Below are 24,607 nucleotides of genomic sequence, written 5' to 3'. Positions count from 1 at the left end.
TCTCAGTTGATCGAGGTGACTTTTCCAGAACCCTTGCGAAGGTAGACGCGAATGTTCTCATCTTCGCTCAGAACTCGATAGTCATTCATGAAGCTCGAAAAATCGTCACGCTGCATGACGCGTGAAATCCAGGACGTATCCGTTTTCTGCACGATCATCAGGTCGGGCTTCGCGGCTTTCAGCTCGCGTATCTTGGCGTCGAGAAAATTGCGCACGATCGCGTCAAGACGCGCCGCTTCGACCGTATTGCCCTGAGTACGTGCAATTCCCGCAGAAAGGACAGCGAGGCCGCCAAGCCAATCGCTGCAATAGGCGGATATCCATCGTCCTCCGATCGTCCGCGTAAGCGGATGGCCGCTTTCCATACCCGAACCGATCAAGCCGATAGTGGGATGATCGACTGCGGCGCGCAGGCTTGCAACAAAGTCTGCCTCGGGCTTCCCGCTATATTTGAAAGGCAGCCAATTGATTGCAACAATGGCGGCCAGCAGCATCTTCTGGACAATGTCCAACCGCGCCGCGCCGAGTGCCGATGACCGCTCGACAGCACAGCAGGCGATCGCCGCCAGCATCAGCACCAGCGCCGGATAGGCATGATAGGCCCAACCCTTGCCCTGGTAGACCAGGGGAACAAAGCCGGCAACAGAACCGATCGCCAGCACCATGACCAAGGGCGACAGCGCCCGGCCGTTGCGCAAAAACAGAAGGAAGCAGATCGAAACAAGGTATGTTCCGCCGTAGGTGGTGAGCACCGGCCCGTACTGTTTGTAGCGCAAGTAGGTGTCGGCTAGATTCGGGTAGACGTCGCGCATGAACTCGGGATAAAGCCAGAGCACTGCGGCCAGATAGCTCAGGCAGACAAAGCCGACGATCCAGTATTCGATTGCAAACAGCGACCTGATGCTGCGCTGGCGCCACGCCACATAAAATGCCGGCGCTATGATCATGATCGCATAGTAGGGCTTCACCAGCACCATGGCGCTGCCGGACAGACCGGCCAATGCGGCTACCCACCATTCCGGCGGCGATGGCGGGTCATCCGCCGCGCGCCAAGCCATGAGCACCAGCAACGGCAACAGCAGGGCGACCCCCAGATTCTCGCGCTCGCTGAAACTGTTGCCGGGAAACAGCACGAGCAAAGCCAGAAACGCTGGTAACAGCGTGTAGAGCCCGGAATTTTCGGGGAATCGGGCGCGACGCGCAACGAAGCTGGCAAACCACAGGCCAAAAATGCACAATGCATAACTGTATGCATAGACCAGATATTCCGGCGCGATTCCGAGCAGTTTCGCGAGATACACCGCCGGCAGGTATAGCCATGCGGTGAACGGCGGATTGGTCTCGATCACGTCAATATAGAGGCGATCACCGGCCAGCAGTCGCTCGCTGATCGTGATGTTCCAGCTCGTATCGCCATTGACGCCCCAGTGCATCTGCCAAGGCACGGCAATGGCGAGAACGGCCATCGAGAGAACAAGCGGCCAAAGCCGCAGGGTCCCACCGCTGGCGGCGGGGGCATCAGGACCGGGACGAACCTCGATCGCGCTCATCGCGGCCAACCAATGTGAATGAATGGCGCGTTCACTGCCTGTCGGAGCCCGCGAAGTGTCCTCGGTTCGACAGTAGGAAAGCGGGGTTAAGATGACTTTAAGGGCCTCAGAAATTGAGGAACGTCCCGGAAATTCAGAGTTTCCTGAGCGCCACTTCCTCGACCAGATGGTCGGCGCCCTTGCGCAGGATGAGGTCGGCGCGGGCGCGTGTCGGCAGGATGTTCTCGCGCAGGTTCTTCAGATTGATGTTGGTCCACAGGCCTTCGGCGATGGCACGGGCCGAATCTTCCGAGAGTTGCGAATAGCGGTGGAAGAAGGAGTCCGGGTTGCGGAAGGCGGTCTCGCGCAGCCGCATGAAGCGGGCAATGTACCACTGGTGGATCAGTTCTTCGTCGGCATCGATATAGATGGCGAAGTCGAAGAAGTCCGACAGGAAAGGCACGATCTTGCCGTCCTGCGGCAGCTTGCCCGGCTGCAGGACATTGATGCCTTCGAAGATCAGGATGTCCGGCCGATCGATGGTGACGAACTCGCCCGGAATGACGTCATAGGTGAGGTGCGAATAGACCGGCGCGCGGACATTGGGCAGCGCCGACTTGATGCCCGACAGGAAACGCAGCAGCGCGCCGACATCGTAGCTGTCGGGAAAACCCTTGCGCTCCATCAGGTTTTCGCGGCGCAGGATCTCGTTGGGCAGCAGGAAACCGTCGGTGGTGATGAGATCGACCTTGGGGCTCGAGGGCCAGCGCGCCAACAGCTCCTTCAGCACGCGAGCCGTGGTCGATTTGCCGACCGCGACGGAACCGGCAATGCCGATGATGAACGGCGTCTTGACGATGTCCACCGCGTTGAAGAAAGCTTGGCGTTGCCTGAACAGCAGCTGGCTCGCTTCGACATGCGCCGACAAGAGCCGCGACAGCGACAGGTAGATGCGCTTGACCTCTTCGAGGTCGATTGGGTCGTTGAGCGAACGCAGGCGGCGGAATTCATCCGCGCTCAGCGTCAATGGTGTGTCGGCGCGGAATTGCGACCATTGCTCGGCGGTGAAAAAACGGAAGGGAGAATATTTCTCGGTTGGTGCGAGCTGATCCATCGAGATACCTGCCCTCCCTCGCGGTCAGCCCTTCGGCCGTGATGCCTTCTCGGCGATGCCCGAACGCCCGGTGCGGCTTTCGAGCTCTTTGAGCACGTCGCTCAGCGGAACCCCCGAGAGGCCGAGAACAACGAGCCAATGATATATAAGATCGGCGCTTTCCGAAACGAGGGCCTGTTTGTCGCCCTTCACGGCGGCGATCACCGTCTCGACCGCCTCTTCGCCAAGCTTCTGTGCCGCCTTGTCGATGCCGCGCGCGAACAGTTTTGCCGTCCACGAGTCCGGGTCACCGGAATGGGCGCGTTCCCAGACGGTTTTTTCCAGATCGGACAGTGAAAACTCGGTCATGGGCGTCATCTATCTGCTTGTTTAAGCATGATCTTTTTCCGAAACCGGTTCCCACTTTCCGGGATCATGCTTTAAGGCCGATTGCCGGGTGAGTCCAGCCGCATCGGCAGCCCCGCGGCGGCCATATGGGCCTTGGCCTGCGCTATGGTGTAGGTGCCGAAATGGAAGATGGAAGCCGCCAGAACCGCGCCGGCATGACCGTCGCGAATGCCCTCGACCATGTGATCGAGCGTGCCGACGCCGCCGGAAGCGATGACCGGCGCACGTACCGCATCCGCGACCGCACGGGTAAGCGCGATGTCATAGCCGGCCTTGGTGCCGTCACGATCCATCGACGTCAACAGGATCTCGCCGGCGCCGCGATCGACCACAAGCCGAGCGAATTCAACCGCATCGATGCCGGTCTTTTCACGACCGCCATGGGTGAAGATCTCCCAACGGTCGGCTTCGCCGGCGCCTGACACTTTCTTGGCGTCGATGGCGACGACGATGCACTGGTTGCCGAACTTGTCGGCCGCCTCGGCGACGAAATCCGGGTTTTTCACCGCCGCCGTATTGATCGACACCTTGTCGGCCCCGGCCAGCAGCAGCTTCCTGATATCGGCGACCTGGCGCACGCCGCCGCCGACAGTCAGCGGCATGAAGCATTGTTCGGCGGTGCGGGCGACGACGTCGAAGATCGTCTCGCGATTGTCGGATGAAGCGGTGATATCGAGGAAGCAGAGCTCGTCGGCACCGGCCGCGTCATAGGCCTTGGCCGCCTCGACCGGATCGCCGGCGTCGATGAGATCGACGAAGTTGACGCCCTTGACGACACGGCCGTTCTTGACGTCGAGACAGGGGATGACACGGGCTTTCAGCATCACCTTCCCTCTATCGTGGCGATGAGATCGTTGAGCAACTCACCGACCCGCGGCGGAACATCCGCCCGCGCGTCGAAGGCCGGATCGTAGGCTGAAATGGTGATGCCGACGACCGGCACCGCAAGCGCCATGGCACAAGCCGCGTCGCGCAACTGTTCGGGGCTGGGTCCGCCTGGACTGACATAGCGGTTGGCCTGCAGCTCCTTCGGGTCGTGCACGTCCAGATCAAGATGCATGTGCACGCGTTTGGCGCCGGCGGCCTTCAGCTTTTCGGTTGCCTGGGCCACTCCGGGACATTCCGTCCGAATGACCGGCAATGTCTGGAGAAGCTGCTTTTCCGCCGGATCGAGGTCGCGCGCGTTGACGAGCACGCAGCGTGCAGGATCGACCGGCTTGAAGCCGGGAATGGCGGCTGCCATCGGCCGCCAGCACAGGCCAAGCACCGTCGCCAGCGCCATACCGTCGAGGAAGCCATGGATGGATGTCTCGGGCGTGTTGAGGTCGCCATGCTGGTCGGCCCAGATGATCGCATCGGCGCCCTCGCCGGCGACCGCACCGGCGCTGGTCAGGCAATTTCCGGCGAGAACGATGGGAAACCGGCCGATGTCACGGGCAAGGCGAACCTCGGTCGCAACCGCGTTGCAGACGGCGAAGCCGGTGACGATCTCGCGCTCCTGGTTGTCGCCGACCTTGCCGATGTCCTCGACCGCGACGTCGTGGCCGGCCATGGTCAGGGCGTCGACGAGACCGCCTGATATCAGCGCGTCCGGACCCTGGCCCATGCCACCGTGATAGTGGCCACTGTCATAGGATGCCAGGATGATGGAGAGCTTCACGGCCGCGTCTCCATCGCCGGCCTGCCCTGCAGGATTGCCAGCGCCTCGGCCGGATCGATGCGGCCGTCATAGAGCGCACGACCCGAGATCGCGCCTTCGAGCTTTTTTGCGTCGGGCATGGTCATGCGCACGATGTCGGCGATCGAAGCGAGGCCACCGGAGGCGATGACCGGGATCGACACGGCGTCGGCGAGGTCGATCGTGGCGTCCCAGTTGATGCCGGTCAGCACGCCGTCCCGATCAATGTCGGTGTAGATGATGGCGGCGACGCCGGCGCCCTCGAATTTCTTCGCCAGTTCGATGACGCCGAGGCTGGACGCCTCGGCCCAGCCCTCGACAGCGACCTTGCCACCCTTGGCGTCGATACCGACGGCCACCTTGCCCGGAAAAGCCTTGCACGCCTGTTTGACCAGGTCGGGATCGCGCACCGCCACCGTGCCAAGGATGACACGGGCGAGCCCGCGATCGAGCCAGTCCTCGATCTGCTCCAGCGTGCGGATGCCGCCGCCGAGCTGCACCGGGTTCTTCGTCGCCTTCAGGATGGCGCCGACCGCCGCGCTGTTGACGCTCTGGCCCTGGAACGCGCCGTTGAGGTCGACGACGTGCAGCCATTCGAAGCCCTGTCTTTCGAAGGCCAGCGCCTGGGCCGCCGGATCGTCATTGTAGATCGTCGCGGTCGCCATGTCGCCGTGCTTCAGGCGCACGCATTGGCCGTCCTTGAGATCGATGGCGGGGAAAAGAATCATCCGTTCAGGCGCCTTCAACGATGACGAAATGGCCTGTCGAGGCGGCAAGCCGGAACTTCGAGGCCTGCTGATATTCCGGCGAATGATAGCATTCGACCGCCTTGTCGTAGGAGTCGAACTCAACCAGCACGTGGCGGTTTCCGGTCGGTCCTTCCGGATTCTCGTAGCGACCGGCCCGCACCGGGAATTTCGCGCCGTACTTTGCGAAGGCAACGGCATTTGCCTCGATGTACTGCTTGTACACCTCCGGGTCGCGGACATCGATCATCGCCATCCAGTAGCCCTTCTTGCTCATATCCTTCAGGGCCTCCAGCGCAGGAAATTGGTGATCAGTGCCAGGCCCAGCGCCTGGCTTTTTTCCGGATGGAACTGGGTACCGACCAGATTGTCGCGGGCGACGGTGGCCGTCACCGGTCCGCCATAGTCGGCAACCGCCAGGACCTCCTCGGGTTTGCGCGCATCGAGATGATAGGAATGGACGAAATAGGCGTGCAATCCGCTGGTCCCGGTGGGAATGCCGGAAAACAGCGGATGCTGGCGCTTGAGATCGATCGTGTTCCAGCCGATCTGCGGGATTTTCAGGGACGGATCGGCCGGCGTGATCTCCTTGACGTCGCCGGCGATCCAGCCAAAGCCGTTCGTAACCGTCTTTTCCAGGCCTCGCTGCGACATCAGCTGCATGCCGACGCAGATGCCGAGGAAAGGCCGACCCTTTCGAATAGCGACTTCCTCGACCGCTTCCCACATGCCGGCGACGGCACGCAGTCCGGCGGCGCAGTCGGCATAGGCGCCGACGCCGGGCAACACGATGCGGTCGGCGGTGCGCACCCGTTCGGCATCGGCGGTCAGGTCGATGTCGGCGGCAATGCCGGCTTCACGAGCGGCGCGCTCGAAAGCCTTGGTGGCCGAGCGCAGATTGCCCGAACCATAATCGATGATCGCAACCCGCATGTCAGCTTCGTCCCGGAATGTGGGTCAGCCCCAGGGCTATTCCCGGCTGCGCCGGGCGCGCCCGGGCGGCATCCGGGACCATGCGCGGCGGCGGCGCAACCTCACCGGCAAGCGCATCGGCTTCCAGCGCATAGCGTATATCGGCATCGTTGAGCCAGCCGGCCTCGACCACGCCCCATTCGTGCCAGCCGCGGCGGCGAAGCGCCGCGATGCGCAGCCCCTGTCCCTCCAGCCCGACATACAGCGAAACCAGCAGGGACAGCAGCGAGCCGGCCAGCCCAAGGCCAAGCCTTTCGCCAAGCATCGAAAGCAGGCCCATGACGACGAAGGCGAGTGCTGCTTCGATCCACAGCCGGTGCCAGGCAAGCCACAATGGCGGCACCAGGAAACCGAGCCAGGTGAAGCCATCGCGGACAAAGGCCGTTACGTCGACCTTTTCACTGCGACCGGGCGGTTCCATGACGACATAGGTGGCCATGACGCTATCCCTTCAAAGATCCCTTGGTGGAGGGAACCGCGTCCGGCTGGCGCGGGTCGCGCTCCAGAGCGGCGCGCAGCGCGCGCGCCACCGCCTTGAAGCAGGTCTCGGCGATGTGGTGGTTGTTGGCGCCATAGTGGTTGGTGACATGCAGCGTGATGCCGGCATTCTGCGCCAGCGCCTGGAAGAATTCACGCACCAGCTCGGTGTCGAACGTGCCGATCTTCGGCGACGAGAACGAAACGTTCCAAACCAGGAACGGGCGGCCGGACACGTCGATCGCGGCGCGCGTCAGCGTCTCGTCCATGGCAAGGTCGATCGAGGCGTAGCGCATGATGCCGCGCCGCTCGCCGAGCGCCTTGGCCAGCGCCTGGCCGAGCGCGATGCCGGTGTCCTCGACGGTGTGATGGTCGTCGATATGCAGGTCGCCCTTGGCCCTGACCGTCATGTCGATCAGCGAATGGCGCGAGAGCTGGTCCAGCATATGATCGAAGAAGCCGACACCCGTGGCGATGTCCGACTTGCCCGAGCCGTCGACATGGACCGACACGGAGATGTCGGTTTCCCTGGTCTTGCGGCTTGCTTCGGCGGAACGGGGCGCCATCACTCTATCCTTGTCCCAGAGGTTCACAGTCCCAGAGGTCCACATCGTGACCGGTTCACGGGGTCCAAGCGCTCGCAGGCTTGAAAACGAAAGCCTTCTATCAGCATGATCCGGCGATTGCCAGTTGCCATGCGGAAAGGTATCGGCCTTGCCGGAGAGGCGATTTGCAATCGTTTGCCCCATGCATACATATGGCCGATCAAAGTTACTCGTACCGCGCCAATCGCCTTCTGGGATCGCGCGAATCGGAGCCAGGAAATGTCGAATGAACTGACCATGCACGCCACGACCATCGTGACGGTGCGCAAGGGCAACAAGGTGGTGATCGCCGGCGACGGCCAGGTCAGCCTTGGCCAGACCATCATGAAGGGCAATGCACGCAAGGTGCGCCGCATCGGCAAGGACGGCAATGTGATTGCCGGTTTCGCCGGCGCCACCGCTGACGCCTTCACGCTTCTGGAACGGCTCGAAGCCAAGCTCGAACAATATCCCGACCAGTTGACGCGCGCCTGCGTCGAACTCGCCAAGGACTGGCGCACCGACCGCTATCTACGTCGGCTGGAAGCGATGATGCTGGTTGCCGACAAGTCGATCTCGCTGGCGCTCACCGGCACCGGTGATGTGCTGGAACCCGAATATGGCGTCATGGCCATTGGTTCGGGCGGCAATTACGCGCTGGCCGCGGCACGCGCGCTGATGGACACCGACAAGGACGCCGAGGAGATCGCCCGCAAGGCGATGCAGATCGCATCCGACATCTGCGTCTACACCAACAACAATTTCGTCATCGAAACGCTCAATGCCGCCTGAGAAGGTGGTGCTCTACGATTTTCGGCCGGTGACCGAGAAAGACCTGCCGATGATCGCCGGCTGGCTCGCCGAGCCACATGTCGCGCAGTGGTGGAACGATCCCGAGTCGGAAATCGCCGAGATTCGCGAACATATCGACTCGATTTCCGTCGAGCCGCTGATCGTGGAGCTCGACGGCAAGCCGATCGGCTATCTGCAGAGCTACGATCCGCATCTGGAAGACGACCACCCCTATGCCGACCAGCCGTTCGGCACGCTCGGCATCGACCTGTCGATCGGCCGGCCCGAGCTGGTCGGCATCGGCCATGGTTCGGCAATCGTGCGCCAGTTCGTCGAACAATTGTTCGAGGAAGGCGTTCCGCGCGTCATCATCGACCCCGATCCCACCAACGGTCGAGCCATTCGTGCCTATGAAAAGGCTGGCTTCCAGGCCATTGATCGGCGGCAATCAGTCTATGGTGACGTCGTGCTGATGGCGATCGACGCCGAAGAGAGCGACGCGGAAGAGGGACAATAGGGCATGAACGCATCCGTATCCAGCGAGGACAAAGACCTCTCGGCCTACGAGAACAGCTGGCGAATGGGACTTCTGATCGTGCTTGGCCTGGTCATTGTTCAGGCCGTCACGCTCTACCTGATGGGCCACCCGCCGATCTGCACCTGCGGTTACGTCAAGCTGTGGCACGGCGTGGTGAACAGTTCCGAGAACTCCCAACACATTTCGGACTGGTACACGTTCTCGCACATCATCCACGGCTTCCTGTTCTACGCGCTGGCGCGATATCTGTTCCCGGGGTCGCCGATCGGGCTGAGGCTGGCATTTGCCGTCCTCGTCGAGGGTGGCTGGGAGCTGCTCGAAAACAGCCCGTTCATCATCGAACGCTACCGCGCCGGCACCATCTCGCTCGATTATTACGGCGACAGCATCATCAATTCGGTGTCCGACACACTGGCCATGGTGCTGGGATTTGTGATGGCGCGAAGGCTACCTATATGGGTGATCGTCAGCCTCGCCATCCTCTTCGAACTCGGTACCGGCTATCTCATCCGGGACAATCTGACACTCAACGTGATCATGCTGCTGCATCCGTTCGAGACCATCAAGCAGTGGCAAAGTGGAATTTAGTGATATGAGCACATTCTCTCCCCGCGAAATCGTTTCGGAACTCGACCGCTTCATCATTGGCCAGAAGGACGCCAAGCGCGCCGTGGCCATCGCCTTGCGCAACCGCTGGCGCCGCCAGCAGCTGGAAGGCCAGATGCGCGAAGAGGTGATGCCGAAGAACATCCTGATGATCGGGCCGACGGGCGTCGGCAAGACCGAGATTTCGCGCCGCCTGGCGCGCCTCGCCGGTGCGCCGTTCGTCAAGGTCGAGGCGACCAAGTTCACCGAAGTCGGCTATGTTGGCCGTGACGTCGAGCAGATCATCCGCGACCTGGTCGAGATCGCCATCGGGCTGGTGCGCGAGAAGATGCGCGAGGACGTCAAGGCCCGCGCCCACATCAACGCCGAGGAACGCGTGCTGGAAGCGCTCGTCGGCAAGACGGCGAGCCCGGCCACCCGCGACAGCTTCCGCAAGAAGCTGCGCGACGGTGAGCTCGACGACAAGGAAATCGAGATCGAGGTTGCCGACACCGGCAATGGCGGCATGCCCGGCTTCGAGATTCCCGGCATGCCGGGCGCCAATATCGGCGTGCTGAACATCAACGACATGCTGTCGAAGGCGATGGGCGGCAAGAAGACCAAGACGCGCAAGACGACGGTCAAGGAGTCCTACGGGCTGCTGGTCGGCGACGAGTCCGACAAGCTCCTCGACCAGGACGAAGTGGTGCGACTGGCCCTCGACGCCACCGAGAATGACGGCATCGTCTTCCTCGACGAGATCGACAAGATCGCGGCCAGATCGAGACATTTCGGGCGGCCCGTCACGCGAAGGCGTGCAGCGCGACCTGCTGCCGCTGGTCGAGGGCACCACGGTGGCGACCAAGTATGGGCCGGTGAAGACCGACCATATCCTGTTCATCGCCTCCGGCGCGTTCCATGTCTCGAAGCCGTCCGACCTGTTGCCGGAGTTGCAAGGCCGCCTGCCGATCCGCGTCGAGCTGCGCGCGCTGGAGAAGGACGATTTCGTCCGCATCCTGACCGAGACCGAGGCGAGCCTGATCAAGCAGTATATCGCGCTGATGAAGACCGAGGGTGTCCAGCTGTCCTTCACCGACGACGCCATCGATTCACTGGCCGGCATCGCCGTCGACCTCAATGCCAGCGTCGAGAACATCGGCGCAAGGCGACTGCAGACGGTGATGGAGCGGGTGCTGGACGAAATCTCCTACGACGCGCCGGATCGCAACGGCACCGCAGTGACAATCGACGCCGCCTATGTCGAAAAGCATGTCGGCGACCTGTCCAGAAACACAGATTTGTCGCGATTCATCCTTTAAAGACCCGCGCCGGGCTGTTCCGGCGCCGGTTCAGGCAACGCGTTCCGGCAGCTCAATCATGTGTGGCCAGATGGTACCATCTGGCCACCTTTCGTCTTGCCGTGTGCAGGGACGCTCTCGACTCGACCAAGAGCTTTACCTAGTTTGCGCGGCAATTCTTTAGGCGGCGGCGCATGAAAAAACTGATCCTGGTCATTCTCGGCTTGACGCTGGCGGCGACGCTGTTCGCTGCTGACGCAGCAACACTGGTGCCGGCGGGAAACCGCAATGCCGAGCAGCCCGACATTCCGGGCGCCTCGAGCCGGCGCACGCAAGCCACCAACACCACTTTCCAGGCGAAATACCGCAAGGTCTATGCCCTGCTGCAGAACGACGCCGACCTGCGCGGCAAGATCAAGAAGGCCGCCGCCGCCTACGGCATCGATCCCCTGCACATCGTCGGCGCCATTGTCGGCGAGCACACCTACAATGTCGACGCCTACGACCGGCTGCAGACCTATTACGTCAAGGCGATCTCCTACCTCTCCAGCAAGCTGTCCTTCGCCTATGATGGCGAGGACATCACCGATTTCGTGCAGCGGCCGGAATTCAAGAAATGCGCCGGGATGTCCGACAGCTACGATCTGTGGGAATGCCGCGAGCAGGTGTGGAACCATTCGTTCCGCGGCAAGAGCGTTGGCGGGGAGAGCTTTCCCGACGATCGTTTCGGCGCCACCTTCTTCCAGCCTTACTATGCCGGCCAGACCTTCGGCCTCGGCCAGCTCAACCCGCTGACCGCCCTGCAAATGAGCGATCTCGTGCACAAGGTTTCAGGCCTGCCCAAGCTCGATGTCGCCGATCCCAATTCCGTCTACAAGACCATCATGGATCCCGACCTGACGCTGCCTTACGTCGCCGCGACGATCAGGAAATCGATCGACGCCTACAAGAGCATTGCCGGCTTCGACATTTCGGGCAATCCGGGGCTGACCGCCACGCTCTACAATGTCGGCAATCCGGAACAGCGCGCCTACACGCTGAAAGCCGAGAACGACAAGCGCCGCGCCGCCGGTGAGCCCGAAAAGCTGCCGGAAGAGAACTATTATGGCTGGCTGGTCAACGACAAGCTGCCGGAGCTGAGGGCGCTGTTTTAGGGCTCCCGTATGGGCTCAGGCCGCCAGCAACGACTTCAGCTTGATGGCCTGCGAACCGAGCGCTTCCGGCGCCGGCTTCGCCCGCTTGGCGATCAGCATTTCGGCCAGCCTGATGTCGCGGGCGACCGCGTTGCCGGGACCGATGCCGCTGGCGGCCACCAGCCTGCCGTCCTCGGCGAGGTGGAAGAGGATGAAGGCCCCGTCGCCGAGATCGCGGCGCACGATGCCACGCCCTTCGTCGGAAAGTCCTGATATCTGCAGGCTCAGGCCATACTGATCCGACCAGAACCACGGCACCGCCGCATGCGCCTCGCCGGAATCAAGCATGTTTCTGGCCGCCAGCGCGCCCTGCTCCTGGGCGTTGCGCCAGGCTTCCAGCCGCACCCGGCGGCCGCCATAGACGGCGAGCGGGAACGAGCAGCAATCGCCGGCGGCAAAGATATCGGGATCGCTACTACGCAGCTGTGCGTCGACAGCGATGCCGTTGTCGATCGCCAGGCCGGCTTCGGCCGCAAGCCCGGTCACCGGCACGGCGCCGATGCCGATGATGGCGAGATCGGCGACGATCTCTCGTCCACCGGCAAGCGTCACGCGCACCTCGTTGCCATCGTCGGCGATGGAAGCAATGCCATCGTCGCACAGGATGTCAACACCCTCGGCGACATGCGCATCATGGATGATTTCAGCGATCTCGGCTGGCACGCCGCGCATCAGGATGCGCGGCTGCGCCTCGATGACGGTGACCGCGGCGCCGAGCTTGCGGGCAGCGGCGGCAAGTTCGAGACCGATGAAGCCGCCGCCGACGATGGCGATACGGTTGCCAGCGCTGAGATGGGCACGAATGGCCAGTGCATCGGCGAAGGTGCGGAGATAGACGCAGCGCGCGCCAAGGCCCGGCAGCGGCAGTTTGCGCGGCGTCGAACCGGTGGCCAGCAAGAGCTTGTCGTAAGGCAGGACTGAGCCGTCCGACAGGCGCACTTTATGCGCCTCGCGATCGATCGCCACGGCCTGGACGGAATGGATATGCCGGATCGATTTCTCGGCCAGCACCTCGTCGCTGGCGATCGCCCTGATTTCAGGCGCGTCGCTGACCATCGCGTCCTTGGACAGTGGCGGGCGTTCATAGGGCAGATGCGGTTCATCACCGACCAGCGTCACCGGTCCCTCATAACCGAGATCGCGCAACGCCAATGCTGCCCGGCCACCGCATTCGCCGGCCCCAATGATGACCATTCCGCGCGCCATCGCCATCATCCGATCTGAACGAGGACTTTGCCAGCGTCGACCTTGACCGGATAGGTCCTGAGGTTGACGCAGACCGGCGCGCCGCGGGCGTCACCCGTCTTGTAGTTGAAGCGGCCATTGTGCTTGGGGCATTCGATGATGTCGTCCATCACCAGCCCGTCGGCGAGATGCACCTTTTCATGCGTGCAAAGGCCGTCGGTGGCAAAGTATTCGTCGTCCGGGCTGCGATAGATGGCGAAAGTGCGGCCACCATGATCGAAGCGCATCACATCCTCTTCGTCGATATCGCCGGCGGCGCAGGCCGCAACCCAGTCGCTCATTCAGTCCCCTCCTGGAAATCGGATAGCCAGATCATTCCGCCGCGGCGGCGACGGCATCGTCGTGGAATTCCTCGCGGTATGGCGTGGCGGTAGGCGGCAGTTCGCGCTTGAGGAAGTAGTCCTCGTTGCGCAGCTGGCGCAGGAAGGCAGGAATCATCTCGCGATAACCGGCCAGGATCGACGGTGTCGGCGCCGGCAGGTCGTGCTTGATCAGCTCATGCAGCTTCGGCAGCGCATGATAGGGCACCATGGGAAACATGTGATGCTCGATATGGTAGTTCATGTTCCAGTAGATGAAACGGCTGATCGGGTTCATATAGACGGTGCGGCTGTTGAGCCGGTGATCGGTGACGTTGTCGGCCAGCCCGCCGTGCTGCAGCAGACCGACCATGACGTGGTGCCAGGCGCCATAGAGCCTGGGCAGGCCGACCAGCATCAAGGGCAGGAACGAGCCGGTGTAGAGCGCCAGCGCGATCGTCGCGGCATAGATCGCCGTCCAGATGCGGGCAATGCGGATCGCCTTTGGCTGCTCCTGCTCGGGAATGAAGGTCTTTTCCGCCGCACTGATGTTGCCGGCGGCATTGCGCAGCATGTCGCTCATCGCATGCCAGGCGTCGAGCACGCCGACGAAGCCGAGGACGGCGCGAGCCAGGTCCGGCGGCCGCATGACGGATATTTCCGGGTCACGGCCGACGATGATGGTGTCGGTGTGATGGCGCGTGTGGCTCCAGCGCCAGGTCACCGGATTGCGCATGATCATGAAGCAGGCGATCTGGTAGACCGCATCATTCATCCACTGCGTCCGGAACGCCGTGCCGTGGCCGCATTCGTGCCAGCGTGAATCGGTGGAAGAGCCATAGAGGACGCCGTAGACGAAGAAGAACGGCACGCACCACCATGTGCCCCAGAACCAGGCGCCGCCGGCGCCACTGATGACCAGCGCGGCGAGCCAGATCAGCGTATCGCGGATCGCCGGCCCGTCGGAGCGCTGCATCAGCTCCTTCATCTGCTTGCGCGGAATCTCCGTGTGATACCATTCGGCCGCCGACAGGCCTGTCTCGACGGCGAGCTGGGCGTCGCGGCCAATCAGGCTGTAGTCACGCCGGGACGGCGTCGTGGACATGGTTGCCTCCCATGGCAAAGGCACCCGCCAAGACGAATGCCTATCCTCCATTAGCTTCAGACATGAAAATAGCGCCGACGCATGATAGACTCAACATCACAAAGATAGTTTCTATCATTTCCTATCAGAATGATGTAGGAAGGCTGTCGAACAATTCCGTGAGGCAAGCATGGCGAAACGGCCGACCATCACCGATCTGGCGCGCATCTCCGGCGTCAGTGTCGCCACGGTGGACCGCGTGCTCAACAGCCGCCTGCCGGTGCGCGAGGAAACGGCGCGGCGCGTCTACGAGGCGGCGACCGAGATCGGCTACCACGCCGCTGGCCTGATCAAGCAGCGCATGCGTCATGAGTTGCCCGAGTATCGGCTCGGCTTCCTGCTGCTCAGGGGCAATTATGTCTTCTACAGCGAGTTTGCACGCGAGCTTGAACTCGCCGTGTCGCGATCGCAGCGCTTTCGCGGAGTCGCCACAATCGATTTCGCGGACTCGCTGGCGCCGGACGAAATCGTCGAGCGCGCGCGCAAGCTGGCGGCCAAATGCAGGGCCGTCGCCCTGGTCGGACCGGATCACCCCACCTTGACCGTCGCGGTCGAGGAGATGAAGGCGAAAGGACTGCCGGTGTTTTCCCTGCTGTCCGACTTTGCCGCCGGCATTCGCGAGGGCTATGTCGGCCTCGACAACCGCAAGGTCGGCCGCACCGCGGCATGGATGATCTCGAAGGCCGCCAGGCGGCCGGGCAAGGTCGCCCTGTTCGTCGGCAGCCACCGCTTCCACGGCCATGAACTGCGCGAGATCGGCTTTCGTTCCTTCTTTCGCGAGCAGGCACCGGAATTCACCTTGCTTGAAACGCTGGTCAACCTGGAAGCCAACCAGATCACGCATGACACCATCATCGAGCTTCTGGGCCGCCACCCCGACCTCGCCGGCCTCTATGTCGCCGGCGGCGGCATGGAGGGCGCGGTCGCGGCGCTCAGGCAGGCAAGGCCGGCCGAGATGCCCGCGGTCATCTGCAACGAGATCACAGCGGTATCGCGTTCCGCCCTGGCCGATAACATCCTGACCATGGTGATCTCCACGCCACTTGCAGCGCTTTGCCGGGAACTGGTCGACCTCATGGCACATGCCATCGAGACGGGCGCCGCGAATGCGCCGGGCCAGACCTTCCTGCCGTTCGACATCTATCTGCCCGAGAATATCTAGGGGTCTCGATCTTCGAGATTGGCTGAGACGCCTGCCGCTTCGTCTTTCAAACGGAGCAGCAGCGAAGCGACGTCGCGGGAACATCGGCCGATCGTCGGTGTCCGGCTTGGCGGCAAGCGCCCGTGATCCGAAAATCGCGCTTCCGGTTTTGGAATCGCCCTTGACGCCTTGGCGTAAAATGGAATAAATATTTCACCAGCAGTATATTTTGGTTCTTTCGTTCCGGTAACATCTGTTTCAAACAGAGGGTTCGACGTTCCAGCGAATTTGGAAGGCGTCACCCGGGACGGAAATGGCAATCGGGAGAGATTCCCCGGGAGATCGGGGATTCCGGATAGATCGGTGCAGCCGGACACCAAGAGTGGAGGAGAGATACAATGAAGAAACTGCTTTTGGGCGTCGCTTTCGCGGCGCTGATGAGTTCATCCGCCATGGCCGCCAAGATCGGCGTGTCGATGGCCAAGTTCGACGACAACTTCCTGACCGTGCTGCGCAATGGGATGATCGCGCAGGCCAAGGGCATGAGCGGCGTCGAGCTGCAGGTCGAGGACGCGCAGAACGACGTTGCCAAGCAGCTTGACCAGATCAAGAACTTCGCTGCTTCGGGGGTCGACGCGATCATCGTCAATCCGGTCGACACCTCGGCCACGCAGGCGATGTCCGATGCCGCGGCCGCCGCCAAGATTCCGCTGGTCTACGTCAATCGCGAGCCGGTCAACGTGGACACGCTGCCGGACAACCAGGCATTCGTTGCCTCGAACGAGGCCGATTCCGGCACGCTCGAGACCAAGGAAGTCTGCCGCCTGTTCAAGGAAGCCGGCAAGAAGGAAGCCAACGTCTATGTGATCATGGGCGAGCTGTCGAACCAGGCCGCCGTGCAGCGCACCAAGGACATCGAAGAAGTGATCGCCACGCCGGATTGCAGCTTCATCAAGATCATCGACAAGCAGACGTCGAACTGGAACCGCGACGAAGCCCAGAACCTGATGACCAACTGGCTGTCGACCGGCAAGCCGTTCGATGGCGTGATCGCCAACAATGACGAAAGCGCCATCGGCGCCATCCAGGCGATGAAGGCCGCCAACGTCGACATGAAGTCGGTCGTCGTCGGCGGTGTCGATGCCACCCAGGACGCGCTTGCCGCCATGCAGGCCGGCGACCTCGACGCAACCGTGTTCCAGGACGCGGCCGGCCAGGGCGCGGGTGCTCTCGATGCAGCGCTCAAGCTGGCCGAGGGCGAGAAGGTCGAGCACAAGGTCTACGTCCCCTTCCAGCTGGTGACCCCTGCGAACATCGACAAGTTCCTGAAGAAGAACTGAGCAGCGGGCATACGGAGCGGCGCTCTCACAGCGCCGCTCTTCTTCCCTCGACGCCTGCAAGGCAAGGAGGGGCGACCACGGCTGACGGAGGATAGAAGATTTGGCACAGACATCTCACGGCGTCGGAGGACTCAGCTACGATGCGAAGAAGCGCGCTTGGCCGGCCGAGTTCAACGTTTTCCTGGCGCTTGTCATCCTCATCGTCGTCTTCGAACTGATCGGCCGGATCTTTCTCGGTGACAGCTTCCTGTTCAACACCCGCAGCGACGTCTCAGGGATCTTCAACGAAGCGCGCCTGCAGATCATCATCCTGCAAGTGTCGATCGTCGGCATCATTGCCATCGGCGTGACGCAAGTGATCATTTGCGGCGGCATCGACCTGTCCTCGGGCTCCATCGTCGGCGCGACCGCGATGATCGCCATGAGTTTCGCCCAGGTGGCGACGGTAAACGGCAACCCCAACCCCAAGGCGATGTTCCTGGCGCAAGGCTGGACCGACCTGCCTGTCATCGTGCCGGTGCTGGTGGCGATCGGTTGCGGGCTGCTCGCCGGCCTGGTCAACGGCTCGTTGATCGCCTACACGCGCATCCCGCCATTCATCGCCACGCTCGGCATGATGGTCACCGCGCGCGGCATCGCCAAATGGTGGTCCAAGGGGCAGCCGATCTCATTTCCCACCGACAGTTTCGCCGCGATCGGCAAGGGCCTGATGCCCGTCATCATCTTCCTGTCGCTGGCGGTGCTGTTCCAGCTGATCATGACCTACACCAGGTATGGCAAGCACTGTTATGCGATCGGCTCCAACGAGGACGCCGCGCGCATGTCCGGCATCAAGATCGCCAACCACAAGATCCTCGTCTACGTCATCGCCGGCGTGCTTGCCGCGCTCGCCGCCGTGGTGCTGAGCTCCAAGAATCTTACCGCCCAGTCCGGCATGGGCGTGATGTACGAACTCGACGCCATCGCCATGGCGGTGATCGGCGGCGTTTCGCTGTCGGGCGGCCGCGGCTCGATCATCGGCACGGTGATCGGTTCGCTGATCTTCGGCGTCATCATCTCCGGCTTCACCTTCCTGCGCCTCGACGCCTACTACCAGGAGATGGTCAAGGGCGTGATCATCGTCGGTGCGGTCGTCCTCGACCAGTGGCGCCAACGCCTGCGGGCATTGAGGGCTTGACCATGTCAGACATCGTCCTGAAGACCGAAAACCTGACCAAGCGCTATGGCGGCGTGCATGCGCTGGAGGACGCGAACTTCGAGCTGCGCAAAGGCGAACATGTCGCCATCATGGGCGACAATGGCGCCGGCAAGTCGACCTTCGTGCGCCAGATCACCGCGGTCGAGCAGCGCACCAGCGGCCAGATCTGGTTCGACGGCAAGGAAGTGAATTTTACTGGCCCTATCGAGGCGCGCACGGCGGGCATCGAGACCGTGTTCCAGAACCTGGCGCTGGCCGACGATCTCGACGTGCCGTCAAACCTGTTCCTTGGCCGGGAAAAGGTGCTGTTCAATCTCGGCCCGTTCTCGATCCTCGACCGCAAGTACATGCGCAAGGCGACCGAGGCGGCACTGATCCGCACGGCGGTGAAGATCCCTAATCTGTCCAACACCATCCGCCACATGTCGGGCGGCCAGCGCCAGTGCGTGGCGATCGCCAGGACCGCGACCTTCGCCTCCAAGCTGATCATCATGGACGAGCCGACGGCGGCACTCGGCGTGCAGGAAACGGCGCAGGTCGAAAACATCATCCGCACGCTGAAAGACAATGGCGAACCGCTGATCCTGATCAGCCACAACATGCGCCAGGTGTTCGACCTTTGCGACCGCATCGTCGTCTTCCGCCGCGGCCGCATCGTCGCCAATCTGCGCAAGCAGGACACCGACGGGCAGGACATCGTCTCCTACATCACCGGCGCCAAGACCGGAGAGGCGGAACTCGCGGCCTAGGCCGGGCGCGGAGGCGGTGGTCATCGCCTCCCTGTCGATGTCGTCTTGACCAGAAAATCACCCGCGCCCATGACCGGCGCCGACAGTTTCGAACCATCCTCAAAGGACATTCCATGACTCTCCGCTTCGCCCTCCTCGGTGCCGGCCGCATCGGCAAGGTCCACGCCCGCGCCGTCGGCTCCAACCCGCAGGCCAAACTGGTTGCCGTTGCCGATGCGTTCGAGAAGGCGGCAAAGGAACTGGCAACGGCCTATGGCGCCGAAGTGCGCACGATCGACGCCATCGAAAAATCCGAGGACATCGACGCCGTCGTCATCTGCACGCCGACCGACACCCATGCCGATTTGATCGAGCGTTTCGCCAAGGCCGGCAAAGCGATCTTCTGCGAGAAGCCGATCGACCTCAACGTCAAGCGCGTCGAGAAGTGCCTGGCCGTGGTCGAGAAGACCAAGGCGACGCTGATGGTCGGCTTCAACCGCCGCTTCGATCCGCACTTCGCCGCCGTGCGCAAGGCGATCGACGACGGCGCCATCGGCACCGTCGAGATGGTCACCATCACCTCGCGCGATCCGGGCGCGCCGCCGATCGACTACATCAAGCGCTCGGGCGGCATTTTTCGCGACATGACCATCCATGATTTCGACATGGCGCGCTTCCTGCTCGGCGAGGAGCCGGTGGCGGTCAGCGCGCATGCCTCGGTGCTGGTCGACAAGAAGATTGGCGCGGCCGGGGATTTCGACAGCGTCAGCGTCATCCTGGAAACCGCTTCCGGCAAGCAGGCCATCATCTCCAACTCGCGCCGCGCCACCTATGGCTACGACCAGCGCATCGAGGTGCATGGTTCGAAGGGCATGGTCGCGGCCGAGAACCAGCGCCCGGTGTCGATCGAACTGGCCAACGAGAAGGGCTATACGCGCCCGCCGCTGCACGACTTCTTCATGACCCGCTATCTCGACGCCTATGCCAATGAGATCGCCGCCTTCATCACCGCGGCGACCTCGGGCAAGAAGGCGGCGCCAAGCGGCGCCGACGGGCTCGTGGCGCTGAAACTGGCTGACGCGGCGCTGAAATCAGCCACATCGGGCAAGACCGTCCGCCTCGACACGGCAAAGTAAGAACCGGTATCCGAACCCAAGGCACAGGAGCAGAGCGATGAACGGTTCAGCCGGTCGCAATTCAGAGACGCGCGCCATCGTCACCGGCGGCGCGCAAGGCATCGGCTTCGCCGTCGCCGAGGCCCTGGCCGACGAGGGCTGCCGGGCGCTGGCGCTTGTGGGGCGCTCGCAGGAGAAGGGCGACAAGGCCGTCGCAAGCCTCAAGAAGTCAGGCGTCGACGCGATCTTCATCAGCGCCGACGTCGCCAAGGTGGCCGATTGCAAGCGCGCCGTCGCAACCGCGATCTCGCATTTCGGCACCGTCAACGCGCTGGTCAATGCCGCCGCCACGTCGGCGCGCGGCTCGCTGGTCGAAACCTCCGAGGACGTCTTCGACCAGATCTTCAACACCAATGTGCGCGGCCCCTTCTTCCTCATGCAAGGGCTTGTAACGCATCTGTTGGAGCGCAAGGCGCCGGGTTCGATCGTCAACGTGCTGTCGATGTCGGCGCATGCCGGCCAGTCGTTCCTCGCACCCTATTCGTCGAGCAAGGGTGCGCTGATGACGCTGACCAAGAATGTCGCCAGTGCCTACCGGCGCAATCGCATCCGCTGCAACGCCGTGCTGCCCGGCTGGATGGACACAGAGGGCGAGGACATCGTGCAGAAGAAATGGCACGGCGCGACCGACGACTGGCTGGAAAAGGCCGAGGCCGCGCAACCGATGGGCCAGTTGGTGAAGCCGGCGCAGCTCGCCCGGCTGATCACTTACATGATCAGCCCGCAGGCCGGCGTCATGACCGGGTCGCTGGTCGACTACGACCAGAACATTGCCGGAGTGGTCGGCGAGTAGCAGGTGACAAACGCTTCAGCTTCGACTATATGAGCCGCATGATCAACCTGACCGCCACGTATTGGTACTTTAGGAGCTCGCTGGCGGCGGGAGGATTGCGCTCGATCTGAAGATCGCAGCATCAAGATCCGACAAGCCGCCAGACCTGGCGGCTTTTTTGTTTCAGCCGGCAGGTCTCCTAACAGGAGCAGAAAGCCGTGTTGACCACCACAGATGACCTCAGGGTCAAGGAAATCAGGGAATTGAGTACGCCGGACCAGGTGATGCGGGAGATCCCGCGCACGCTGACGGCGACGCGCACCGTGACCGCGTCACGCAACGCGATCCACGCTATTTTGAACGGTACCGACGATCGGCTGCTCGTCGTCGTCGGGCCTTGTTCGATCCACGATCCGGTCGCCGCCGTGGACTATGCCAGCCGTCTGGCGGCGCTGCGCGAAAGCCTGTCGGATCGGCTGGAGATCGTGATGCGCGTCTATTTCGAGAAGCCGCGCACGACGGTCGGCTGGAAAGGCCTGATCAACGATCCCGATCTGGACGGCAGCTTCAACATCGACAAGGGGCTCAGGATGGCGCGCAACGTGCTCTCCGCCGTCAACAATCTCGGCCTGCCGGCGGCGACCGAATTCCTCGACATGACCACCCCGCAATACATTGCCGACCTCGTCGCCTGGGGCGCGATCGGCGCGCGCACGACCGAGAGCCAGATCCACCGCGAACTCGCATCCGGCCTGTCCTGCCCGGTCGGCTTCAAGAACGGCACCGACGGCAATCTGCGGATCGCGGCCGAGGCGGTGAAATCCGCCGCCCAGCCGCATCACTTCATGGCGGTGACCAAGGGCGGGCGCAGCGGCATCGCGACGACCACCGGCAATGAGGACTGTCACGTCATCCTGCGCGGCGGCGTTCAGCCCAACTATGATGCGGCGAGCGTCGAGGCCGCCAGCGTGGAACTCGGCCGCATCGGCGTAGCACCCAGGCTGATGATCGATGTCAGCCATGCCAACTCAAGCAAGAAGCCCGAGAACCAGCCGAAGGTGGCGGCCGATGTCGCGGGCCAGGTCGCGGCGGGCGACGAGCGCATCATCGGCCTCATGATCGAGAGCAATCTCGTTGCCGGCCGGCAGGACGTCGTGCCCGGCAAGCCGCTCGTCTATGGCCAGAGCATCACCGACGGCTGCATCGACTGGGCGACCACCGAGACCGTGCTGCACGGCCTTGCCGGCGCCGTCGAGTGGCGCCGCTCGGCGCGCCGCGCCATGATGGACAGCCGTCAGGGAGCCGCCTGAGAAAGGCACATCGCCACACCTTCTCCCCTTGTGGGAGAAGGTGGATCGGCGCGCAGCGCCGAGACGGATGAGGGGTGCTGGAAGAAACGCTGCGTTAAAATATATAATGATTTTAAATGCTTAAGACTTCCAAGTAGCGATCTGTCCAGCACCCCTCATCCGACCGAGCTTCGCTCGGCCACCTTCTCCCACAAGGGGAGAAGGGGAAGCCAACGGCGGCCCTTACCTTACATCCACCCAGCGCTTTTCCTCGAAGGAGCGTGCCATCGCGTGCACCGAACGCTCGATCTCGAGCCCTTCGGCGAACTCGATCAGCCGCGCCGGCTTGCCGGCAAGGCGCGTCAGCAATTCATGACACTCGATGATCTTGAGATCGTTGAAGCCGAGGCCATGGCCAGGTGCCGGCAGGAAGGCCTCATACGGCTTGTGGTGCGGCGCCACAAGGATGGTGCGGTAGCCCTGCTCGGTCGGGCGATCGGCGGTGAGATAGAGCTGGAACTCGTTCATCCGCTCCTGGTCGAACAGGATCGATCCCTTCGAGCCGAAGATCTGGATGGCGATGCGCCCCTTGCGGCCCCAGGCGGAGCGGTTGACCAGCAGCGTGCCGGCAATGCCGTTTTCCAGATGCATCAAGACGCTCGCGATATCATAGGTCTCGACCGCGCGGCGCCCGCCGGCGGCGAGCTTGCGGTCGGCATAGGGCTTGGCCATGTCGCAGATGACGCTGGCGACGCGACCGAACAGCGCCGAGACCAGCGACAGCGGATGCACGGCGAAATCGTCGAGCGCGCCATAGCCGGAGGTGGCCTCGTGCTTCCAGAAGAACAGCGCCTCCGGATCGGCCATGAAATCCTCATCCATCTCGATGCGCAGATGGTTGACCTCGCCGATGATCTTCTCGTCGAGCAGCGCGCCGATGTGACGGATGGCCGGGCTCTGGATGTAGTTGTAGCCGAGGGCCGCGACCTTGCCGGATTTTTTCGCCGCCGCCGCCATGGCCTCGGCTTCGGCGAAGCTTGGCGCCATCGGCTTTTCGCACCACAGATGCTTGCCGGCTTCGAGGACGGCGATGGCCATTTCCGGATGGAACTGGTTGGGCGTGGTCAAGGAAATGACGTCGACTTCCGGGTCGTTGACGACGGCGCGCCAATCGCCGGACGCCTTGGCAAAGCCGAACTCGCCCGCCTTGCGCCTGGCGAGTTCCTCATTCACCTCGCCGAGATGGACCAGCCGTGGCTTGGCCACGTCGGGAAAGACGGCGCCGACGGCACTCCAAGCGATGGCATGGCACTTGCCCATGAAACCCGTGCCTATGAGACCCACGCCGACCATTTTCCGTTTTCTCCACTGCCTGAAGCGTTCGATGGATGAATTAGTCCATTTTCCCCAGGAATGGAATGTCTGCCTCATTTTTTATGGCGTTCTTGCGCAGGCTCGCTATGATGAGGCAGAGAGGGCATCCACAGATGAGCTTGGACAGGGCGACGATGGACGAACGGGTACCTCGCGACTTCGAGACGCTGCGCGCCACCATCCTGGACAGGCGTGAAAGCCTGCCGAAACGCATCGCCCAGATCGCCGCCTATGCGCTCGACAATCCCGACGACATCGCTTTCGGCACCGCCGCCAGCATTGCCGCCTCGGCCGGCGTGCAGCCGTCGACCTTGATCCGCTTTGCCCAGCAGCTTGGCTTCGACGGCTTTACCAGCCTGCAGCAGGTGTTTCGCGAGCGGCTGCGCGAGCGCAACTCGTCCTATGACGAACGGTTGCTGGCCTTGCGCGCCAAGGCCGAAGGCGGCGCCGGCCACCGCGCGATCTTCGACGGCTTCGTCGCCGCCGCCAGCACGTCGCTCAACGACATTTCGCGCACGCTGGACGAGACGCATCTGGAAGACGCGATCTCCCTCCTGGCTAAGGCCGAGACCATCTATGTGCTGGCCAAGCGCCGCTCCTATCCGGTGGCGACCTACATCGCCTATGCGCTGGGCAAGTTGAAGATCCGCAACCAGCTGATCGAATCGGCTGCTGGTCTCAATGCCGAGATGATCGCCTTCGCTACGCCGGCGGACGCCGTCATCGCCATCTCCTTCTCGCCCTATGCGCCCGCGACCATCGAGGAAGCGCGGGCCATTTCCGAGCGGGGCGTGCCGATCGTCGCCATCACCGACAGCTCTTTTTCGCCACTCGCCCAGTTCGCCAGGGTCTGGTTCGAGGTGGCCGAGGCGGATTTCGCCGGCTTCCGCTCGCTGTCGGCGACGATGGCGCTGGCCATGGCGCTGACTGTTGGCGTCGGCGAGAAACGGCGCGACTCGGGTCGCAAGCGCAAGGCCTGAACAGGCCCTTTTCTTGTTTGACCATGGTC

The 24,607-nt window shown here is 62.8% G+C and carries 26 protein-coding genes and 1 pseudogene; 13 read left to right on the top strand and 14 right to left on the bottom strand.

Features of this window, described 5'->3' with window-relative positions:
• Positions 1-2: 2 nt before the first annotated feature.
• From AC56QP_RS17250 to hisB, 10 genes are all read right to left on the bottom strand, one after another.
• Positions 3-1,550 (bottom strand): hypothetical protein, encoded by a 1,548-nt coding sequence (locus AC56QP_RS17250; protein ID WP_489858840.1) that lies wholly within the window; start codon positions 1,548-1,550, stop codon positions 3-5.
• Between the two features lie 133 nt (positions 1,551-1,683).
• The gene (gene coaA / locus AC56QP_RS17245; protein ID WP_489858841.1) at positions 1,684-2,643 is read right to left on the bottom strand and encodes a type I pantothenate kinase; all 960 of its coding nucleotides are present in this window, start codon (positions 2,641-2,643) and stop codon (positions 1,684-1,686) included.
• A gap of 24 nt (positions 2,644-2,667) precedes the next feature.
• Positions 2,668-2,991: a phosphoribosyl-ATP diphosphatase gene (locus AC56QP_RS17240; protein WP_489858842.1), complete on the bottom strand. Its 324-nt coding sequence runs from the start codon at positions 2,989-2,991 to the stop codon at positions 2,668-2,670.
• A 71-nt stretch (positions 2,992-3,062) separates the two neighbouring features.
• Positions 3,063-3,857 carry an imidazole glycerol phosphate synthase subunit HisF gene (gene hisF / locus AC56QP_RS17235; RefSeq protein ID WP_489858843.1) on the bottom strand — a complete coding sequence of 265 codons (795 nt, stop codon included), beginning with the start codon at positions 3,855-3,857 and terminating at the stop codon, positions 3,063-3,065.
• The gene (locus AC56QP_RS17230) at positions 3,854-4,690 is read right to left on the bottom strand and encodes an arginase family protein (protein ID WP_489858844.1); all 837 of its coding nucleotides are present in this window, start codon (positions 4,688-4,690) and stop codon (positions 3,854-3,856) included. Before AC56QP_RS17230 ends, hisF begins: the two co-directional genes overlap by 4 nt.
• On the bottom strand, positions 4,687-5,436 hold the full coding sequence (gene hisA / locus AC56QP_RS17225) for a 1-(5-phosphoribosyl)-5-[(5-phosphoribosylamino)methylideneamino]imidazole-4-carboxamide isomerase (RefSeq protein ID WP_489858845.1): 750 nt from the start codon (positions 5,434-5,436) through the stop codon (positions 4,687-4,689). Before hisA ends, AC56QP_RS17230 begins: the two co-directional genes overlap by 4 nt.
• A 4-nt stretch (positions 5,437-5,440) precedes the next feature.
• Entirely contained in the window at positions 5,441-5,731 is a 291-nt protein-coding gene (locus AC56QP_RS17220) for a DUF1330 domain-containing protein (RefSeq protein WP_091584180.1), read from the bottom strand.
• 5 nt (positions 5,732-5,736) lie between these two features.
• The gene (gene hisH, locus AC56QP_RS17215) at positions 5,737-6,387 is read right to left on the bottom strand and encodes an imidazole glycerol phosphate synthase subunit HisH (RefSeq protein ID WP_489858846.1); all 651 of its coding nucleotides are present in this window, start codon (positions 6,385-6,387) and stop codon (positions 5,737-5,739) included.
• Between the two features lies 1 nt (position 6,388).
• Positions 6,389-6,865 carry a DUF2628 domain-containing protein gene (locus AC56QP_RS17210; RefSeq protein ID WP_489858847.1) on the bottom strand — a complete coding sequence of 159 codons (477 nt, stop codon included), beginning with the start codon at positions 6,863-6,865 and terminating at the stop codon, positions 6,389-6,391.
• 4 nt (positions 6,866-6,869) lie between these two features.
• The gene (gene hisB / locus AC56QP_RS17205) at positions 6,870-7,469 is read right to left on the bottom strand and encodes an imidazoleglycerol-phosphate dehydratase HisB (protein ID WP_489858848.1); all 600 of its coding nucleotides are present in this window, start codon (positions 7,467-7,469) and stop codon (positions 6,870-6,872) included.
• A gap of 258 nt (positions 7,470-7,727) precedes the next feature.
• Here hisB and hslV point away from each other — a divergent pair, with 258 nt between their 5' ends.
• The 5 genes and pseudogenes from hslV to AC56QP_RS17180 all read left to right on the top strand — a co-directional run bounded on the left by hslV (position 7,728) and on the right by AC56QP_RS17180 (position 11,854).
• Positions 7,728-8,279, top strand: a complete 552-nt coding sequence (hslV, locus tag AC56QP_RS17200; RefSeq protein WP_489858849.1) for an ATP-dependent protease subunit HslV — start codon at positions 7,728-7,730, stop codon at positions 8,277-8,279.
• A complete protein-coding gene (locus AC56QP_RS17195) occupies positions 8,269-8,796 on the top strand; it encodes a GNAT family N-acetyltransferase (protein WP_489858850.1) in 528 nt (175 codons plus the stop codon). The genes hslV and AC56QP_RS17195 overlap by 11 nt, the downstream gene beginning before the upstream one ends.
• A 3-nt stretch (positions 8,797-8,799) precedes the next feature.
• A complete protein-coding gene (locus AC56QP_RS17190; protein WP_489858851.1) occupies positions 8,800-9,405 on the top strand; it encodes a DUF2585 domain-containing protein in 606 nt (201 codons plus the stop codon).
• Between the two features lie 4 nt (positions 9,406-9,409).
• Positions 9,410-10,721 (top strand): annotated as a pseudogene (gene hslU / locus AC56QP_RS17185) (ATP-dependent protease ATPase subunit HslU).
• A 173-nt stretch (positions 10,722-10,894) separates the two neighbouring features.
• A complete protein-coding gene (locus AC56QP_RS17180; RefSeq protein WP_489858852.1) occupies positions 10,895-11,854 on the top strand; it encodes a DUF1402 family protein in 960 nt (319 codons plus the stop codon).
• A gap of 15 nt (positions 11,855-11,869) precedes the next feature.
• Here the strand turns inward: AC56QP_RS17180 and AC56QP_RS17175 are convergent, their stop codons facing one another.
• Genes AC56QP_RS17175 through AC56QP_RS17165 form a run of 3 tightly spaced genes read right to left on the bottom strand, consistent with a single transcriptional unit; the run spans position 11,870 to position 14,542 of the window.
• Positions 11,870-13,108 carry an NAD(P)/FAD-dependent oxidoreductase gene (locus AC56QP_RS17175; protein ID WP_489858853.1) on the bottom strand — a complete coding sequence of 413 codons (1,239 nt, stop codon included), beginning with the start codon at positions 13,106-13,108 and terminating at the stop codon, positions 11,870-11,872.
• Positions 13,105-13,419, bottom strand: a complete 315-nt coding sequence (locus AC56QP_RS17170) for a MocE family 2Fe-2S type ferredoxin (RefSeq protein WP_091584154.1) — start codon at positions 13,417-13,419, stop codon at positions 13,105-13,107. The genes AC56QP_RS17175 and AC56QP_RS17170 overlap by 4 nt, the downstream gene beginning before the upstream one ends.
• Before the next feature lie 31 nt (positions 13,420-13,450).
• Positions 13,451-14,542 (bottom strand): fatty acid desaturase family protein, encoded by a 1,092-nt coding sequence (locus AC56QP_RS17165; RefSeq protein ID WP_489858854.1) that lies wholly within the window; start codon positions 14,540-14,542, stop codon positions 13,451-13,453.
• Between the two features lie 169 nt (positions 14,543-14,711).
• Between AC56QP_RS17165 and AC56QP_RS17160 the strand changes: the two genes are divergently transcribed.
• From AC56QP_RS17160 to AC56QP_RS17130, 7 genes are all read left to right on the top strand, one after another.
• The gene (locus tag AC56QP_RS17160) at positions 14,712-15,743 is read left to right on the top strand and encodes a LacI family DNA-binding transcriptional regulator (protein ID WP_091584147.1); all 1,032 of its coding nucleotides are present in this window, start codon (positions 14,712-14,714) and stop codon (positions 15,741-15,743) included.
• 377 nt (positions 15,744-16,120) lie between these two features.
• Entirely contained in the window at positions 16,121-17,062 is a 942-nt protein-coding gene (locus tag AC56QP_RS17155; RefSeq protein ID WP_489858855.1) for a sugar ABC transporter substrate-binding protein, read from the top strand.
• Between the two features lie 100 nt (positions 17,063-17,162).
• The gene (locus AC56QP_RS17150) at positions 17,163-18,239 is read left to right on the top strand and encodes an ABC transporter permease (RefSeq protein ID WP_091584142.1); all 1,077 of its coding nucleotides are present in this window, start codon (positions 17,163-17,165) and stop codon (positions 18,237-18,239) included.
• A gap of 2 nt (positions 18,240-18,241) precedes the next feature.
• Complete coding sequence (locus tag AC56QP_RS17145; protein WP_489858856.1) at positions 18,242-19,009, top strand: ATP-binding cassette domain-containing protein; 768 nt, start codon at positions 18,242-18,244, stop codon at positions 19,007-19,009.
• 113 nt (positions 19,010-19,122) lie between these two features.
• Entirely contained in the window at positions 19,123-20,124 is a 1,002-nt protein-coding gene (gene iolG / locus AC56QP_RS17140) for an inositol 2-dehydrogenase (RefSeq protein ID WP_489858857.1), read from the top strand.
• A gap of 37 nt (positions 20,125-20,161) precedes the next feature.
• Positions 20,162-20,956 carry an SDR family oxidoreductase gene (locus tag AC56QP_RS17135; RefSeq protein ID WP_489858858.1) on the top strand — a complete coding sequence of 265 codons (795 nt, stop codon included), beginning with the start codon at positions 20,162-20,164 and terminating at the stop codon, positions 20,954-20,956.
• A gap of 197 nt (positions 20,957-21,153) precedes the next feature.
• Complete coding sequence (locus tag AC56QP_RS17130) at positions 21,154-22,245, top strand: 3-deoxy-7-phosphoheptulonate synthase (protein ID WP_489858859.1); 1,092 nt, start codon at positions 21,154-21,156, stop codon at positions 22,243-22,245.
• A gap of 222 nt (positions 22,246-22,467) precedes the next feature.
• Here the strand turns inward: AC56QP_RS17130 and AC56QP_RS17125 are convergent, their stop codons facing one another.
• Positions 22,468-23,577 carry a Gfo/Idh/MocA family protein gene (locus AC56QP_RS17125; RefSeq protein WP_489858860.1) on the bottom strand — a complete coding sequence of 370 codons (1,110 nt, stop codon included), beginning with the start codon at positions 23,575-23,577 and terminating at the stop codon, positions 22,468-22,470.
• Between the two features lie 155 nt (positions 23,578-23,732).
• Here AC56QP_RS17125 and AC56QP_RS17120 point away from each other — a divergent pair, with 155 nt between their 5' ends.
• A complete protein-coding gene (locus AC56QP_RS17120; protein WP_167365256.1) occupies positions 23,733-24,578 on the top strand; it encodes a MurR/RpiR family transcriptional regulator in 846 nt (281 codons plus the stop codon).
• The last annotated feature ends 29 nt before the right edge of the window (positions 24,579-24,607 follow it).

The organism is Mesorhizobium sp. RCAM 05104, assembly GCF_059683645.1.
Note: the sequence above shows the minus strand (reverse complement) of the source record. Positions and strands in the feature narration are given on the sequence as shown.